Annotated in this window: 14 protein-coding genes; 2 read left to right on the forward strand and 12 right to left on the reverse strand. The window is 68.5% G+C overall.

What is annotated here, in order from left to right; genetic code table 11:
• Positions 1 to 145: 145 nt before the first annotated feature.
• On the reverse strand, positions 146 to 472 hold the full coding sequence (locus HIR79_RS02515) for an antibiotic biosynthesis monooxygenase family protein (RefSeq protein WP_169956562.1): 327 nt from the start codon (positions 470 to 472) through the stop codon (positions 146 to 148).
• 122 nt (positions 473 to 594) lie between these two features.
• Between HIR79_RS02515 and HIR79_RS02520 the strand changes: the two genes are divergently transcribed.
• Entirely contained in the window at positions 595 to 1,182 is a 588-nt protein-coding gene (locus HIR79_RS02520; RefSeq protein ID WP_169956563.1) for a DUF4202 domain-containing protein, read from the forward strand.
• A gap of 155 nt (positions 1,183 to 1,337) precedes the next feature.
• On the opposite strand, the gene HIR79_RS02525 is transcribed toward HIR79_RS02520, so the two are convergent.
• The 4 genes from HIR79_RS02525 to HIR79_RS02540 form a co-directional block, all read right to left on the reverse strand.
• The gene (locus tag HIR79_RS02525; protein ID WP_169956565.1) at positions 1,338 to 2,531 is read right to left on the reverse strand and encodes an acetate/propionate family kinase; all 1,194 of its coding nucleotides are present in this window, start codon (positions 2,529 to 2,531) and stop codon (positions 1,338 to 1,340) included.
• A 1-nt stretch (position 2,532) separates the two neighbouring features.
• On the reverse strand, positions 2,533 to 3,957 hold the full coding sequence (locus tag HIR79_RS02530; RefSeq protein ID WP_169956567.1) for a bifunctional enoyl-CoA hydratase/phosphate acetyltransferase: 1,425 nt from the start codon (positions 3,955 to 3,957) through the stop codon (positions 2,533 to 2,535).
• A gap of 140 nt (positions 3,958 to 4,097) precedes the next feature.
• Positions 4,098 to 5,159: a C45 family autoproteolytic acyltransferase/hydrolase gene (locus tag HIR79_RS02535; RefSeq protein WP_169956569.1), complete on the reverse strand. Its 1,062-nt coding sequence runs from the start codon at positions 5,157 to 5,159 to the stop codon at positions 4,098 to 4,100.
• A gap of 2 nt (positions 5,160 to 5,161) precedes the next feature.
• Positions 5,162 to 5,917: a dienelactone hydrolase family protein gene (locus HIR79_RS02540; protein ID WP_169956571.1), complete on the reverse strand. Its 756-nt coding sequence runs from the start codon at positions 5,915 to 5,917 to the stop codon at positions 5,162 to 5,164.
• A gap of 193 nt (positions 5,918 to 6,110) precedes the next feature.
• On the opposite strand from HIR79_RS02540, the gene HIR79_RS02545 reads away from it, so the two are divergent.
• Positions 6,111 to 7,316, forward strand: coding sequence for an ABC transporter substrate-binding protein (locus HIR79_RS02545; RefSeq protein ID WP_169956573.1), 1,206 nt, complete (start codon positions 6,111 to 6,113; stop codon positions 7,314 to 7,316).
• Between the two features lie 218 nt (positions 7,317 to 7,534).
• Here the strand turns inward: HIR79_RS02545 and HIR79_RS02550 are convergent, their stop codons facing one another.
• From HIR79_RS02550 to typA, 7 genes are all read right to left on the reverse strand, one after another.
• Entirely contained in the window at positions 7,535 to 8,845 is a 1,311-nt protein-coding gene (locus tag HIR79_RS02550) for a branched-chain amino acid ABC transporter permease (protein ID WP_169956575.1), read from the reverse strand.
• On the reverse strand, positions 8,845 to 9,852 hold the full coding sequence (locus HIR79_RS02555) for a branched-chain amino acid ABC transporter permease (RefSeq protein ID WP_169956577.1): 1,008 nt from the start codon (positions 9,850 to 9,852) through the stop codon (positions 8,845 to 8,847). Before HIR79_RS02555 ends, HIR79_RS02550 begins: the two co-directional genes overlap by 1 nt.
• A gap of 24 nt (positions 9,853 to 9,876) precedes the next feature.
• A complete protein-coding gene (locus tag HIR79_RS02560; RefSeq protein ID WP_169956579.1) occupies positions 9,877 to 10,581 on the reverse strand; it encodes an ABC transporter ATP-binding protein in 705 nt (234 codons plus the stop codon).
• Positions 10,568 to 11,347: an ABC transporter ATP-binding protein gene (locus HIR79_RS02565; RefSeq protein WP_169956581.1), complete on the reverse strand. Its 780-nt coding sequence runs from the start codon at positions 11,345 to 11,347 to the stop codon at positions 10,568 to 10,570. The genes HIR79_RS02560 and HIR79_RS02565 overlap by 14 nt, the downstream gene beginning before the upstream one ends.
• 107 nt (positions 11,348 to 11,454) lie before the next feature.
• Positions 11,455 to 12,900, reverse strand: coding sequence for a sodium-dependent transporter (locus HIR79_RS02570; RefSeq protein ID WP_169956583.1), 1,446 nt, complete (start codon positions 12,898 to 12,900; stop codon positions 11,455 to 11,457).
• A 125-nt stretch (positions 12,901 to 13,025) separates the two neighbouring features.
• Positions 13,026 to 13,370: a hypothetical protein gene (locus HIR79_RS02575; protein ID WP_169956585.1), complete on the reverse strand. Its 345-nt coding sequence runs from the start codon at positions 13,368 to 13,370 to the stop codon at positions 13,026 to 13,028.
• A 128-nt stretch (positions 13,371 to 13,498) separates the two neighbouring features.
• On the reverse strand, positions 13,499 to 15,346 hold the full coding sequence (gene typA, locus HIR79_RS02580; RefSeq protein WP_169956587.1) for a translational GTPase TypA: 1,848 nt from the start codon (positions 15,344 to 15,346) through the stop codon (positions 13,499 to 13,501).
• Between the last annotated feature and the right edge of the window lie 181 nt (positions 15,347 to 15,527).

Genomic DNA, 15,527 nt, shown 5'->3' on the forward strand with positions numbered 1-15,527 from the left:
CCACCCAACACCACCGGGGCGCCTGCGGCGCCATTCGCCGGGCAGAGCCCATCTCCCACCAGTAGCCTGAAGCTTCGCGGCGACCGGGGACGTATCCCTATTCCCCGGTCTACCACCAGTCGCCTCGGCAGTCTGGGACCTACCCCTATTCCCTGCCCCTATTCCTCGGGGGCATCACCACCCACTCCGGCTCCTCGAATTCGCCGATCAGGCGGATCTCGCAGCAGGGCGCGGCGCTCTTGATGATCGCCTTCACCGTCGGGTCGCGCCTGGCCTCCATGGCGTCGCGGCTGGCCTTGCTGTCCCAGTGGGCGATGGCGATCAGGGTGGTGGGGTCGTCGATCTTGCGGTGCAGTTCGGTGCCTCGCGCGCCTGGCGCCCGCTGGATGATCTCGCTGGCGCGCACCCAGGCTTCGGCGTACTCCTCGGCTCGGTAGCCGTCGCGGATATGCACCTCGAAGATGTATTTCATGGCGCCTCTCCCGGTCGGTTCTCCGCTCAGTGTATCTCCCCGAGGGTGTGGCTTCGCCCCGCTGCGGGCGTCCGCTGATATGCTGGGGGCAACTGGCCCTTCATCGATCACAAGGAGTGAGCATGTCCGATACCCCCTATGCGAAGACCCTGGCCGCCCTGGATGCGCTGCACGCGCAGGACCCGCGCCATGTGGAGGTGGAGGGTGCGCCCGTGCCCCGGGAGCTGTGGCACGCCGGGCGCATGAGCGCCTGGCTGGAGCGGCTGCATGAGCACCCCGACGAGCTGATTCGCCTGGCGGTGCGCGGCCAGCACCTTCAGCGCTGGCAGGTGCCGCGCAGCGACTATCCGGAGGGGCGGGTGGGCTACCTGACCTGGCGTCGCGACCAGGGCCAGCGCGCCGGGGAGACCACCGCCACGCTGATGCGCGAGGCGGGCTTCGATGACGAGTCGGCAGAGGCGGTGAAGCGGATGATCCGCAAGCAGGGCCTGGGGCGCGACCCGGGCGCCCAGGCGGTAGAGGATTGCGCTTGCCTGGTGTTCCTGGAGAACTACTTCGCGGACTTCTCGAAGCAGATCGACCACGACCACCTGATCCGCATCGTGCAGATGACCTGGAAGAAGATGTCGCCCAAGGCCCATGAGCTGGCGCTTGGCCTGCCCATGAGCGCTGCGGCGCGCAGCCTGGTGGAGGAGGCGCTGGCAGGCTAGGCTCTGTCCGAAAACTGCCTACGCTCGGTCATACCGCGTTAAAAATCAGCTCGTGCGCGAGTCCGATCAAAGTACTCATTTACACCCCGTAAACTCCGCCTTTTCGCTGATTTTTGCCTTGTCTGACCTTCGCTCGCCGACTTTTCAGCCAAAGCCTACGGCTGACTCAGCAGGCGGGCGCTGTACCAGGCGATCATGCGCTCCTCGTCGGTGGGGATCACCCAGGCGCCGACGCGGCTCTCGTCCTGGCTGATGCGGGGGGCGTCGCGGCGGTTGGCGTCGGGGTCGAGGGCCAGGCCCAGCCACTCGCAGCCCCGGCAGATGGCCTCGCGCACCGGGGCGGCGCGCTCGCCGATACCGGCGGTGAAGACCAGCTGGTCGAGCCCGCCCAGGGCGGCCGCCAGGCTGCCGATCTCGCGCACGGCGCGGTAGGCGTAGAGCGCCACCGCTTCGCGGGCCTCCGCCGCGGGGCTTGCGAGCAGCTCGCGCATGTCGCCGCTGATGCCGGACACGCCGAGCAGGCCGGAGCGCTTGTAGAGCAGCTCGGTGACCTCGTCGGCGCTCATCCCCTCCTGCTGGATCAGGTGCAGCACCAGCCCCGGGTCGAGGCTGCCGCTGCGGGTGCCCATGGGCATTCCCTCGATGGCGGTGAAGCCCATGGTGGAGGCCACGCTCTGGCCGTTGCGGATGGCGCAGAGGCTGGCGCCGTTGCCCAGGTGGGCGACGATCACCCGCTCCCGGGGGGCATCGCCCAGGCAGGCCGGCAGCACCTGGTTGATGTAGTCGTAGGAGAGCCCGTGGAAGCCGTAGCGGATCAGTCCGCGCTCGGTCATCTCCCGGGGCAGGGCGAACCAGCGGGCGACCTCGGGTTGGTCGGCGTGGAAGGCGGTGTCGAAGCAGGCCACCTGGGGCAGCTCGGGGTAGCGCTCGGCCAGCGCCGCCACCGGGGCGAGGCAGAAGGGCTGGTGCAGCGGTGCCAGCGATTCGAAGGCCTTGAGCGCGTCGGTGATCTCGGGGGTGAGGCGCACCGGGCGATGGTAGGCACGGCCGCCGTGGACCACCCGATGCCCCACCGCGGCGAGCGCCAGGTCGGGGTGCGCATCCAGCCAGCCCAGCAGGCGCGCGGTGGCGCCCGGCAGGTCGAGGCGCGGGGGCAGCTCGCCCATCTCCGCGGCCACCGGGTGGCCCTCGCCATCCGCCAGCGTGAAGTCGGGGGCGCCACCGTTGAGCCCGGTGAACTTGCCGCGATAGCGGGGCGTCAGGGCGTCGAGGGAAGCGGCGCCCGCCAGCGGGTAGAGGGCAAACTTCAGGCTGGAGGAGCCGCTGTTGAGGGTCAGGATATGACGCATCTCAGGCTCCCTGTTCGGGCAGCCCCTGGCGCCGCTGGTGGTCGGCCACCAGCAGGGCCAGGGCGCAGGAGGCCATGCGGGTGATGGCCTCGTCGGCGCGGCTGGTGAGGATGATCGGGACCCGGGCGCCCAGCACCAGGCCGGCGCCGGTGGCATCGGCCAGGTAGGTCAGCTGCTTCATCAGCATGTTGGCGGACTCCAGGTCCGGGGCCACCAGGATGTCGGCGCGCCCGGCCACCGGGGAGTCGATGCCCTTGGTGCGCGCGGCGCTCTCCGAGATGGCGTTGTCGAAGGCCAGCGGGCCGTCCAGGGTGCCGCCGCAGATCTGGCCGCGGTCGGCCATCTTGCACAGGGCGGCGGCGTCCAGGGTGGAGGGGATCCGGGGGTTGACCGTCTCCACCGCGGAGAGGATGGCCACCCTGGGGTCCTGGTTGCCCAGGGCGTGGGCCAGCTCGATGGCGTTGCAGATGATGTCGCGCTTCTGGTCGAGGCTCGGCGAGATATTGATGGCGGCGTCGGTGATGAACAGCGGGCGCGGGTAGGTCGGCACGTCGAAGGCCATCACGTGGCTGATGCAGCGCTCGGTGCGCAGGCCGCCGTCGCGCTTGAGCACCTCGTGCATCAGCTCGTCGGTGTGCAGGGCCCCCTTCATCAGGGCCTCGGCGCGTCCTTCTCGCACCAGGGCCACGGCGCGCTCCGCGGCGGCGTGGCTGTGGGGCACGTCGATCAGCTCGAACTCGCTGATATCGAGCCGGGCGGCATCCGCCGCGGCGCGGATCTTCGCCTCCGGGCCCACCAGCAGGGGAATGATCAGGCCCTGGTGGGCGGCGGCCACGGCGCCGGTCAGCGAGACATCGTCCACCGGGTGCACCACCGCCACGGGGATGGCGGGGGGGTGGTCGGCGGCGGAGAGGATCTCGTGCAGGCGGCCGCGTTCGGCCAGGCGCACCGTGGGCAGCACGGCACGGGGCCGGCGGATCTTCTCCGTGGGGGCGAGCACGCGAGCCTCGCCCTCGATCACCACCTTGCCCCGCTGGTTCTCGCAGCGGCAGTCGAGGGTCAGCTGCGAGCGTGCATCGTCCTTGGCGCTGACGCGCACGCTGACCTTGAGCACGTCGCCGAGGGCGACCGGTGCCCGGAAGCTCAGCGTCTGGCCCAGGTAGAGGGTGCCGGGGCCGGGCAGCTGAGTGCCCAGCACCGTGGAGATCAGCGCGCCGCCCCACATGCCGTGGGCGATGACCTCCTGGAAGCGGGAGCTGCGCGCGAAGTCGTCGTCCACATGGGAGGGATTGACGTCGCCGGACATGATGGCGAACAGTTTGATGTCATCCAGGGTCAGGCGTTTCTCGAGGTGCGCCTCGTCGCCTACCTGGATCTCGTCGAAGGTGCGGTTCTCGATGTAGCGGTCGTCGTGGGGGGCATCCATGGGGCGGCTCCGGGGGTGGTTACTGCGATGCAGCAAATTCAGCCCCCATCATAGCCTGTCCCGGCCGCCCTTGCGTTGACCCGCGGGACGTTGCGATTCCCCCGGCGACTGTGCCGGGGCTGTGGGTATGCCAGCGTGCCCTACAGGGTCACCACCAGCGTCTCCTCGGACTCGCAGGGCTTGCCGTGGCGCACGGCGAGGCGCCGCTCGGTGAGGTTCATCACCACCCCGAACAGCGTCTCCATGCGCTCCTCCGGGGGCTGGGCGGGGTTGAAGTGGCGGCAGATCGACAGCGGCTCGCCGTCGTGGTCGGCGAGGATCTCGAACAGGGCGCGCTCGTCCATGGGGGCGCTCGGCGCCGGCTCCCGGCGCAGCAGGGCATCCAGTCGCGCCAGGCGTGGGCGCGAGTCGGCCCGGGGGAAATCCTCCACCTGGGCGGTGGCGTCCGGCGCGTAGAGATGGTTGGTGTGAGTGACCACGCCGCCCTCGGCCGGCAGCCGGCCTGGCTCGCCGGGGTGCACCTCGAGTCCCACCGCCTCGCCCTTGGCACTCGCCACCAGGAAGTGGGCCGGGGAGCAGACCCGGTCGCGGCTGGCCACCGCCAGGGCGCTTTCCAGGTCGGGGCTCTCGAGGATCTTGCGCAGCGCCACGTGGATCGGCAGCCCCTCGCCGCAGGTCTGCGAACGGATGGCGTTGAGGCAGACGCCGATGCCGTGGGCGTTGAGCCCGATCTTGGCCACCATGCCCGCCTCGCCGACGCTCACCAGCGGGGCACTGTTCTCGCCCTGGATCTTCAGCACCACCACGTTGTGCAGCTGGTCGGTGCGCCAGTCCCAGTTCTGTGCCAGCCACTGGGTGCCGGCGCGCTGCAGGGCGAAGGCGGAGCAGCCGCCGCTGGCGCGGGTCAGCGAGATCTCGCTGCGGCAGTTGAGGGTGAGGATGTCGATGGGCTCGACCCCGGCGCCCTCGGCGATGGCGTCCATCTCCTCGAGGATCTCGGGAAAGCCGCGCTCGATCATGCGCCCGAAGCGCGCCGCCTCGACCCGGGCCCGCACCCAGCGGATGCCCACGAAGTCGTGGAAGAGCCGGTCGTAGACCTCCAGGCTGCGCTGGATCAGCCGGGCGCGGGTGCGGCCGTGGGCCAGGCCGATCTCGCGGCGGCTGCCGCCGAGCTCGGTGACGGTGAGCAGCTGCTGCAGCATGGTCAGAGTGCCTCGTCGAGCAGGATCAGGAAGGCGCTCCAGGCGCGGGCATCGGCGTGGGCCCGGTAGGCGTCGCTGCCGAACACGGTGAAGGCGTGGGGCGCGCCGGAGTAGACCTGGATCTCGTAGGTCGCCTCGGCGGCCTCCAGCTCCTCGGCCAGGGTGGCGACCTCGCTCATGGGAATGGCGCTGTCGGCGCCGCCGTGGGCGATCAGGATGGGCCCGGCGCCCTGTGGCCAGCTCTGCCCCTCGGGGGTGGCCAGGCCGCCATGGAAGCTGGCGAAGCCGTGCACGTTCTCGGCCTCGCCGAAGCGAGCCATCTCCAGGGCCACGGCGCCGCCGAAGCAGTAGCCCATGATCACGCTTGGCTCGGCGGCGCCCTGGGCGCGGGCCTCGGCTAGGCCCGCCAGGGTCAGGGCGCGCATGCGTTCGCGATCCTCGTAGAGGCGGGCGGTCTCGGTGCGCTTCTTCTCGATCTCCTGGGGGCGGTTGCCCTGGCCGTAGAGGTCCACGGCGAAGGCGTCATAGCCCTGCGCGGCGAGCATGTCGGCGCGCTGGCGCTCGTAGTCGTCCAGGCCGTCCCAGTCATGGATGATCAGCACCGTGCCGCGGGCCTCGCCCTCGGCGGTGACGAGATACCCCTCGAAGGCCTCGCCCTCCACCTCGTAGACGAGATCTGTGCCGGCGGGGGTGAAAGCGTGGGCGCCGCCGGCGGCGAGCGCCAGGGCGACGGTCAGGGGCAGGGCGAGAGTGCGCATGTGGGGGCTCCAGGCAACGGGCGGTGTCAGGGGCCTTTCAGTATAGGCGTGATGGCGGGCCCTGCCGTTGGCGCGGGGAGTTGACCGCCGGGCTTGCCAGCGTTGGCAGGGGCGGCTTGAGATTTCCCGCGGGGCGTTCCAGATTGAGCGTGGGAGTCACCAGCACATTATTCGCAACCAACGGGACAACAACATGAAGAAGAGCATCCTGTCGATGGCCATCGCGGCCTCTGCACTGAGCATGGCCGGCGCGGCCCAGGCCGAGGTGAAGGTCGGTTTCCTCGGCGGTTTCACCGGGGGCATCGAGAGCCTCACGCCGCCCATCTACGAGGGTGCCCGCCTGGCAGTGCAGCAGGTCAACGAGCAGGGCGGCATCCTGGGCGGCCAGACCCTGGTGATGCCCAGCGGGGATACCACCTGCGGCGACGCCTCGGCGGCCTCCAACGCAGCGGATCGCATGGTCAACACCGAGAACGTCACCGCCATCGTCGGCGCGCTGTGCACCGGGGCGACCATCGCCGCGGCCAACAATGCCGGCATTCCCGGCGGGGTGGTGATGGTCTCGCCGGCCTCCACGGCGCCGGCGGTCAGCGAGCTGGACGACAACGACCTGGTGTTCCGCACCGTGCCCTCGGATGCCTTCCAGGGCGAGATGCTGGCCAAGCTGGTGCTCGACCGTGGCATCGACTACGTGGCCGTGACCTACGTGAACAACGACTACGGTCGCGGCCTCTCCGAGGCCTTCACCGAGGCCTTCGAGGCGGGTGGCGGCGAAGTGGCCGAGAACCTGGCCCACGAGGACAACCGCGCCGACTACCGCTCCGAGCTGGGCTCGCTCTCCGCCACCGGCGCCGACACCCTGGTGGTGCTGGCCTATGCCGACACCTCCGGCCAGACGGTGCTGCGCCAGGCCTACGAGGCCGGCACCTTCACCCAGTACGTGGGAGCCGACGGCATGGTGGGCGACAGCCTGGTGGAGGCGATCGGCGCTGACGTGCTCGAGGGCATGATCGCCACCCGCCCGGGCAGCCCCGACCTGCCGGGCACCGAGATCTTCAACGAGGCCGCCGAGGCCGCCGGCATCGACCCCAGCGCGGTGTTCGCCGCCCAGGCCTACGATGCCGCCTTCCTGGTGGCGCTGGCCATCGAGCAGAACGGCAGCGCCGAGCGCGAGGGGCTCTCCGCGGCGCTGCGCAGCGTCGCAAGCGCTCCGGGCGAGATCATCCTGCCCGGCGAGTGGGAGAAGGCCGTGGAGCTGATCGCCGCCGGCACTGAGATCAACTACGAGGGCGCCTCCGGCAGCCACGAGTTCGACGAGGATGGCGACGTGCCGGGCGTGGTGGTGGAGATGGTGGTCGAGGACGGCCGCTTCGTCAGCAAGGGCTTCGTCGAGCCCTGAGCCTCCCGCGCTGAGCTGATCCGAGCTCTCTGACCAGAAAGGCCCCGGTGGTTTTCCACCGGGGCCTTTCACGTTGATAAGGCTTTTTTCGAAAAGTCGTCGAGCGAAGGCCAGACAAGGCAAAAATCAGCGAAAGGACGGAGTTTACAGCTGTAAATGAGTACCTTGAGCTGATTTTTAACGCCGTATGGCCGAGCGTAGACAGTTTTCGATAAAGCCTACCCGTGGTGCCTGACCTTCTCGGGCAAGAGTCCCTGCGGCGCGAAGCGCAGCACCAGGGTGATCAGCAGGCCGATCACGAAGACCCGGGCCTGCAGGGCGCGGCTCTCGATGTTGCGCGGCGGCTCCCAGGCGAACCACAGGTCGCCGAGGTGCACGGCCAGGCTCATCAGCGCCAGGGCCAGCGGTTCGGACATGATCCAGATGAGGTAGACCGCCACGGCGCCGAAGATGGTGCCCAGGTTGTTGCCGGGGCCGCCGAGAATCACCATCACCAGCACCAGGAAGGTGTGGTTGAGCGGCAGGTAGCCGTCCGGGTCGAACAGGCTGTTGAAGGTGGCCAGCACCCCGCCGCCGATGCCCATCAGGATGCAGCCCAGCACGAAGATCTCCAGGCGGCGCTGGTTGATGTCCTTGCCCATGGCGGAGGCGGCCACCTCGTTGTCGCGGATGGCGCGGATCATCCGTCCCCAGGGGGCGTTGTAGGCGCGGTGCAGCAGGAAGAAGATCACCGCGATCATCACCGCCGTCACCGAGAGGTAGAGCGCCCGAGCCAGGGTGAAGCCCAGCTCCGCCGGCCCTGGGGTGGGCCAGGGCAACGGCGAGACGGTGGCGGTGCCGCGGGTCAGCCAGTCGGAGTTCTTGAGGAAGGCCTTGATGATCTCGGCGATGCCCAGGGTGGCGATGGCCAGGTAGTCGCTGCGTAGCCCCAGGCAGATATGGCCGATGAAGTAGCCCACCGCGCCGGCCAGTGCCCCGCCGACGATCCAGCCGGTCCAGGCCGGCAGGCCCAGGCCGCCGACGAAGCCCGCCTGTGACTGGATCTCGCCGGTGACTCCGCGCAGCAGGCTGATCACCACCAGATAGAGCACCACCGCCAGCACGATGGCGATCAGGGTGCGCAGCCGCTTGGGCACGCCGATCCGGTCGAGCCTAGTGGCGCCAAACACCAGCATGGCGGCCGCCGCCGCGTAGAGCAGCACCCGGGCCAGCTCGCCGGGCAGTTCACTCTCCCAGAAGGCGGGGTTCACGGGCACGCTGAAGGCCATGGCGCAGTAGCCGCCGAGGGCCACGAAGCCCATCACCCCGGCATTGAACTGGCCGGCGTAGCCCCACTGGATGGTCAGGCCGAGGGCCAGGATGGCGTAGCAGGCGGCCTCCACCAGCATGCGGGTGCTGTAGGCCGCCCCCATCGCCATGTAGACCCCGAGGATGGCCGCCAGCAGGGCGGCAAACAGCACCACCTCGCGGAGGGGGAAGCGCGATGGGGCGGCGACGAGGTCCTCGCGGCGCTTGTCGGTCGTGTTCATCAGATCACCTTGCCCTTGAAGATGCCGGTGGGGCGCCACACCAGGATGGCCACCAGGATGAAGAAGGGAACCACGATCTTGTACTCGGTGCTCACGAAGGCCAGGTTGCGCGGCAGCTCCAGCCACTCCGGGAAGTGGTGGGCGATGGGCCGCAGCAGCACCGACCAGTTGAACACCGCCAGGGTCTCGGCGAAGCCCACCACGAAGCCGCCGGCGATGGCGCCGTAGGGGTGGCCCACGCCGCCGACGATGGCCGCGGCGAAGATCGGCAGCAGCAGGAAGAAGCTGAGGTCCGGCTTGAAGGTGACGTCCAGCGACAGCAGGGTGCCGGCGATGGCGGCGAGCCCCCCGGCGATCACCCAGGTCACCGCCACGATGGCGTTGGTGTTGATCCCCGAGGCGCGGGCCAGGTCGGGGTTGTCCGACATGGCGCGCATCGCCTTGCCCAGCCGCGAGCGGTTGAGGAAGAGGTGCAGGCCCACCACGCAGGCGATGGTCAGCACGAAGAGGATGATCTGCGGCTCGGTGATCACGATGGGCGCGCGCACCCCCTCGAAGGGCAGGGCGAGACGGTAGATCTCCTTGCGCTCGCCGGCCATGTAGAGGTTCTGGGCGCTGGTGCCGGCGAACAGGCGGATCAGCCCCTGCAGCATCAGGGTGACGCCGAGCGAGCCGATCACGATGACGATGGGCTTCACCCCGTGGGCGCGCAGCGGCTTGTAGAAGGCCTTGTCGATGCCCACGGCGAGCAGCGCGGTGAGCACCATGGCCGCCGGCAGCATCACCACCGGAGTGGGCAGCCCGACGATGCCGCCCACGCCCGGGAAGGCCGCGGTGAGCAGCAGCACCATGAAGGCGCCGAAGGTCATCATGTCGGCGTGGGCGAAGTGGGCGAAGCGCATGATGCTGAAGATCAGCGTCACGCCGATGGCGCCGATGGCGTAGATCGAGCCGGTCACGCTGCCGGCGATGATCACGTTGTTGATGAAGAAGACGAGTTCGTTCACGACGGTTGTTCTCCTGTCCCTGGCTCAGCCGCCCAGGAAGCTCCTGGCCACTTCCGGGTCCGCCAGCAGGGCGGCACCGGTATCGGTGAAGCGGTTCTGGCCGGCGGCCAGCACGAAGCCCTTGTCGGCGATGGCCAGCGCCTGCTTGGCGTTCTGCTCCACCATCAGGATGCCGACGCCGGCGGCGTTGATCTGCTTCACCTGCTCGAAGATCTCGTTCATGTAGAGCGGCGAGAGGCCCGCGGTGGGCTCGTCGAGCAGCAGCAGGCTGGGCTCGGCCATCAGCGCCCGGCCCATGGCCACCATCTGGCGCTGGCCGCCGGAGAGCTCGCCGGCGGGTTGGTGGCGCTTGTCATAGAGCGGCGGGAAGAAGTCGTAGATCTGCTTGAGCATGCGCTTGACGTTCTGGGGCTTGAGGAAGGCGCCCATCTCCAGGTTCTCCTTCACCGTCATGCTCGGGAAGACGTTCTTCTCCTGGGGAACGAAGCCCATGCCCTGCTGCACCAGCTTGTTGGGGGGCAGGTTGTGGATCGGCTCGCCGCGCAGCAGGATCTCGCCCTGGGTCACGGTCAGCAGGCCGAACACGGCCTTGAGCATGGTGGACTTGCCGGCGCCGTTGGGGCCGACGATCACGCCGATCTCGTCGGCCTCGATGGCCATGTTCACCCCGTTGAGGATGTTCATGCCGCCGTAGCCGCCGTGGACGTCGCGCGCATCAAGGAGTGGCATCGTGGGGGGCTCCAAAATAGGCTTCGATGACCTCGGGGTTGCTCTGGATCTCCTGTATCGTGCCCTCCACCATCACGCTGCCCTGGGCCAGCACGATCACCGGGTCGCAGAGCCTCGCGATCATGTCCATGTCGTGCTCGATGACCAGGAAGGTGTAGCCCAGATCGCGGTTGAGGCGCTCGATGTTCTCCACCAGGTCGCCCAGCAGGGTGCGGTTGACCCCCGCCGCGATCTCGTCGAGCAGCACCACCCGGGCGTCGGTCATCATGGTGCGGCCGAGCTCGAGCAGCTTCTTCTGGCCGCCGGAGAGGTTGCCGGCCAGCTCGTTGCGCACGTGGTAGAGCCCGATGAAGTCGATCACCTCCAAGGCCTTGCGGCGCACCCCCTCCTCCTGGGTCCGCACCAGCCCCGGCTTGAGCCAGGCGTTGAAGAGCCCCTCGCCGGCCTGGGCGGGGGGCACCATCATCAGGTTCTCCAGGGCGGTCATCTGGGAGAACTCGTGGGCGATCTGGAAGGTGCGCAGCAACCCCTTGTGGAAGAGCTCGTTGGCGGGGCGGTTGGTGATCTCCTCGCCGTCGAGCAGCACCTGGCCGCTGTCCAGCGGCAGGGCGCCGGCGATGATGTTGAACAGCGTCGACTTGCCGGCCCCGTTGGGGCCGATCAGCCCGGTGATGGAGCCCTTCGCCACCGAGAGCGAGCAGTCGTTGATGACCCGAAGGCCACCGAAGGCCTTGTGGACGTTGCGCACGTCGATCATGGGTGTCATGGATGTTTCCATTGTTCTTGTTGCATGGTTCTTGTTGCATGGTTCTTGTCGAGTTCGCTGCCGCTCGCGCGGCCGAGGCGCCGCCGCCCGGGGCGGCGGCGCGACCGTCACTGCTCCTGGCTGTCTTCCACCAGGAAGGTGCGGCCGGCGGCGAAGGCGCCGACGATCACCAGGGCGCCGACGGTGGGGATCAGGTAGCCCTCCACCTGGGGGATGGCGCGCAGGAAGACGAAGGCCACCGCCGCCGGGGCCACGAAGCGCACCAGGAAGCGCCAGATGGCGAACCAGGTCTCGTTGGTGCGCATCTCCTTCATCACCTCGCTGTGGGTCAACGCCCAGCCGGCGAAGAGCGCGATCAGAAGGCCGCCCAGCGGCATGAAGATGTTGGTGAGCAGCTCGATGAAGTCGAAGGCGCTGCGCCCGAACAGGGCATGGAAGAGGGTGCCCTCGGCGTAGACGTTGAAGCTGACCACGGTGAGCAGGCCCAGCGCCCAACTGGCTACCACCATGGCGAACACCGCCTGGGGGCGGGTCATGTCGAAGCGCTCCACCAGGAAGGCGGCCACCGGCTCGATCAGCGAGATGGAGGAGCTGATGGCCGCACCCAGCACCAGGATGAAGAAGACCCCGCCGATCAGCGCGCCGAAGGGCATCTCGGCGAAGGCCAGCGGCAGGGTGACGAACATCAGCCCCGGGCCCTGGCCGGCGTCCAGGCCGGCGCCGAACACCAGCGAGAAGATCGCCAGGCCCGCGACCATGGCCACGGCGGTGTCGACGATGGCGATGGTGACGGCGGTGCGGGTCAGCGAGAGGTCGCTGGACATGTAGGCGCCGTAGGCCATGATCGCGCCCATGCCGAGGCTCAGGGTGAAGAAGGACTGCCCCATGGCGGCCAGCCAGCCCTCCAGGCTCAGGTCGGCGAGGTTGAAGGTGAACAGGAAGCTGGCCGCGGCGCCGAAGTCGCCGTTGGCCACGCCGTAGGCGAGCACCACCAGCAGGATGACGAAAAGCGCCGGCATGATGATGCGCAGCCCGCTCTCGATGCCCTTGTGGATACCCATGCCGACGATCAGCCCCGAGGCGATGATGAACAGGGTGTGGTAGAGGGTCAGCAGCCCCGGCGAGGCGAGCAGGGCCTCGAAGCCCGCGCCGATGGTGGCGGCATCGGCGCCGGCCAGCGAGCCGGTGAGCATCTGCCAGGTGTAGTGGATCGCCCAGCCGGCGATCACCGAGTAGAAGCTGAGGATCAGGAAGGCCGAAGCGGCCCCCAGCCAGCCGATGGACTCCCAGGCCCGCGAGGTGTTGTGGGTGCGGGTGAGAAAGCGCATGCCCATGATCGGGCTTCGGCGGCTGCTGCGGCCGAGCATGGTCTCGGCGATCAGGATCGGGATGCCCACCGCGAAGATGGTCAGGGCGTAGACCAGGATGAAGGCACCGCCGCCGTTCTCCCCGGTCAGGTAGGGAAAGCGCCAGAGGTTGCCGAGACCCACCGCCGAGCCGACGGCAGCCAGCAGGAAGGTGCCCTTGTGGGTCCAGACGTTATGCTTGCTCATGGTGGCTCCAGAACGCGAATCGATGGCCTTGTGGGCCCGTGCCGCAACTTTGCGGCAAAACGCGGTCAGGAGCCAGCCGCCAAGCGTTTATCGGCCGTTAAGTTCGGCGATGGTGTCGCTATCGACTAGCGCGCCTGGTCGTCGTCCTCGTCATCCTCGTCGTCGTCCCGGGCCCTGCCGACGCGGGGCTCCAGGGCGCGGGAGGCGTCCGGCAGGCGAACGGTGTCGCCCAGGGCCAGCTTGCCGTGGGACTTCAGCCGTCGGCCGTTGTTGACGGCGATGATCGCCGCCACCTCGCCGATGCTGGTGCCCTCCACGTAGGCCTCGACCTTCACCCGGACCACGGCGCCCTGGTAGCGCGCCGAGAGGATGTCGCCGGGCCCGGGGGCCGAGTGGCCCATGGGGTCCTTCTCGAAGTGGCGCATCACGCTGTCGGCGCCGGGGTCGTCCCACTCCACGTGCTTGTGCATGCCGGTTCTCCTCTCTGGGCGGCGGATCGAGTTGGCAGGCTACCAGCATAGAAGATGCCGGGGCCGAGAACGACGACGCCCGCCGCGGGGAGTACCCCGGGCGGGCGTCGTGGCGCGATGGCCTCGCCTTACTTCTTGCTGGCGCGCTTGCGCTCGTTTTCCTTGAGGAACTTCTTGCGCAGGCGGATGTGGTTCGGGGTGATCTCCACCAGCTCGTCGTCGTCGAGGAACTCGATGGCCTGCTCCAGCGAGAACTTCACCGGCGGGGTCAGCACGATGTTCTCGTCGTTGCCCGAGGCGCGCATGTTGTCGAGCTTCTTGCCCTTGGTGGGGTTGACCACCAGGTCGTTGGCGCGGCTGTGGATGCCCACCAGCATGCCCTCGTAGACCTCGGTGCCGTGGTCGATGATCAGCTTGCCGCGATCCTGCAGGGCGTAGAGCGCATAGGCCAGCGCCTTGCCGTCGACCATGGAGACCATCACGCCGTTGCGACGCTCGATGGCGGCGTCGGGCTTGAGCGGGCCGTAGTGGTCGAAGCGGCTGGTCAGGATGCCGGTGCCGGAGGTCAGGGTCATGAACTGGCCGCGGAAGCCGATCAGGCCGCGAGCGGGGATCATGAAGTCCAGGCGAACCCGGCCCTTGCCGTCGGGATTCATGTTGGAGAGCTCGCCCTTGCGGTAACCGAGCTCCTCCATGATGGAGCCCTGGTGCTGCTCCTCGCAGTCGATGATCACCTCTTCGTACGGCTCCTGCTTGACGCCGTCGATCTCGCGGATGATCACCTCGGGGCGGCCCACGGCCAGCTCGAAGCCCTCGCGACGCATGGTCTCGATCAGCACCGAGAGGTGCAGTTCACCGCGGCCGGAGACCTTGAACTTCTCCGGGGTCTCGCCCTGCTCGACGCGCAGCGCCACGTTGTGGATCAGCTCCTGCTCGAGGCGATCCTTGATGTTGCGGCTGGTGACGAACTTGCCGTCGCGGCCGGCCATCGGCGAGTCGTTGACCTGGAAGGTCATGGAGACGGTGGGCTGGTCGACGGAGAGCGGGGGCAGCGCCTCGACGGCAGCCGGGTCGCACAGGGTGTCGGAGATGGAGAGCGGGTCGATGCCGGTGATGCAGACGATGTCGCCGGCGGTGGCCTCGTCGGTCTGCACGCGCTCCAGGCCCATGTGGGTCATCACCTGGCCGACCTTGCCCTTGCGGGTGGCGCCGTCGGTGCCGATCACGGTGACCTGCTGGTTGGGCTTCACCGAGCCGCGCTTGATGCGGCCCAGGCCGATGACGCCCACGTAGCTGTTGTAGTCCAGCGCGGAGATCTGCATCTGGAAGGGACCGTCCAGCTCGACCTTGGGCGGCTCGACGATGTCGACGATGGCCTGGAACATGGGGGTCATGTCCTCGGCCAGCTCCTCGGGGTCGGGGCCGGCGATGCCGTTGAGCGCGGAGCAGTAGATGATCGGGAAGTCGAGCTGCTCATCAGAGGCGCCGAGGTTGTCGAACAGGTCGAAGATCTGGTCGATGACCCAGTCGGGGCGCGCGCCGGGACGGTCGATCTTGTTGACCACCACGATGGGCCTGAGGCCCTGGGCGAAGGCCTTCTGGGTGACGAAGCGGGTCTGCGGCATGGGGCCGTCGACCGAGTCCACCAGCAGCAGTACCGAGTCCACCATGGACATGACGCGCTCGACCTCGCCGCCGAAGTCGGCGTGTCCAGGGGTGTCCACGATGTTGATGCGGTAGTCCTGGCCATCCGGAGACTGCCAGCGGATCGCCGTGTTCTTGGCCAGGATGGTGATGCCGCGTTCCTTCTCCTGGTCATTGGAATCCATGACGCGCTCCTGACCCTCGGCCTTGCGGTCCAGGGTGCCGGACTGGCTGAGGAGCTTGTCGACCAGAGTGGTCTTGCCGTGGTCGACGTGGGCGATGATGGCGATGTTCCGGAGATTGGCGATCTCGGAAGGCGTTGCGGTGTTCATAGGTTGCTGCTCATCTAAGGGGTCGCACCTATGTACACGGTTGTGTCAGTGCCCTAGGCGCGGGGGTAGGAATGTCGGGCCGGCATTGTACAGGGTCCCCCGGCCGGCGAATAGCGGATTCGCGCTTTCGATGGGCTGTCAACGCGAGACCGGCGCCTTGGGGGGCCGTCGTCGGGTGTCA

The sequence above is a fragment of the Halomonas sp. PGE1 genome (genome assembly GCF_013000985.1).
GTDB lineage: Bacteria > Pseudomonadota > Gammaproteobacteria > Pseudomonadales > Halomonadaceae > Halomonas > Halomonas alkalicola.

Excerpts from the sequence above, each read along its gene's own strand:
- HIR79_RS02515 (WP_169956562.1), bottom strand. The coding sequence starts at position 472 with ATGAAATACATCTTCGAGGTGCATATCCGCGACGGCTACCGAGCCGAG.
- HIR79_RS02520 (WP_169956563.1), top strand. The coding sequence starts at position 595 with ATGTCCGATACCCCCTATGCGAAGACCCTGGCCGCCCTGGATGCGCTG.
- HIR79_RS02525 (WP_169956565.1), bottom strand. The coding sequence starts at position 2,531 with ATGCGTCATATCCTGACCCTCAACAGCGGCTCCTCCAGCCTGAAGTTT.
- HIR79_RS02530 (WP_169956567.1), bottom strand. The coding sequence starts at position 3,957 with ATGGATGCCCCCCACGACGACCGCTACATCGAGAACCGCACCTTCGAC.
- HIR79_RS02535 (WP_169956569.1), bottom strand. The coding sequence starts at position 5,159 with ATGCTGCAGCAGCTGCTCACCGTCACCGAGCTCGGCGGCAGCCGCCGC.
- HIR79_RS02540 (WP_169956571.1), bottom strand. The coding sequence starts at position 5,917 with ATGCGCACTCTCGCCCTGCCCCTGACCGTCGCCCTGGCGCTCGCCGCC.
- HIR79_RS02545 (WP_169956573.1), top strand. The coding sequence starts at position 6,111 with ATGAAGAAGAGCATCCTGTCGATGGCCATCGCGGCCTCTGCACTGAGC.
- HIR79_RS02550 (WP_169956575.1), bottom strand. The coding sequence starts at position 8,845 with ATGAACACGACCGACAAGCGCCGCGAGGACCTCGTCGCCGCCCCATCG.
- HIR79_RS02560 (WP_169956579.1), bottom strand. The coding sequence starts at position 10,581 with ATGCCACTCCTTGATGCGCGCGACGTCCACGGCGGCTACGGCGGCATG.
- HIR79_RS02565 (WP_169956581.1), bottom strand. The coding sequence starts at position 11,347 with ATGACACCCATGATCGACGTGCGCAACGTCCACAAGGCCTTCGGTGGC.
- HIR79_RS02570 (WP_169956583.1), bottom strand. The coding sequence starts at position 12,900 with ATGAGCAAGCATAACGTCTGGACCCACAAGGGCACCTTCCTGCTGGCT.
- HIR79_RS02575 (WP_169956585.1), bottom strand. The coding sequence starts at position 13,370 with ATGCACAAGCACGTGGAGTGGGACGACCCCGGCGCCGACAGCGTGATG.
- typA (WP_169956587.1), bottom strand. The coding sequence starts at position 15,346 with ATGAACACCGCAACGCCTTCCGAGATCGCCAATCTCCGGAACATCGCC.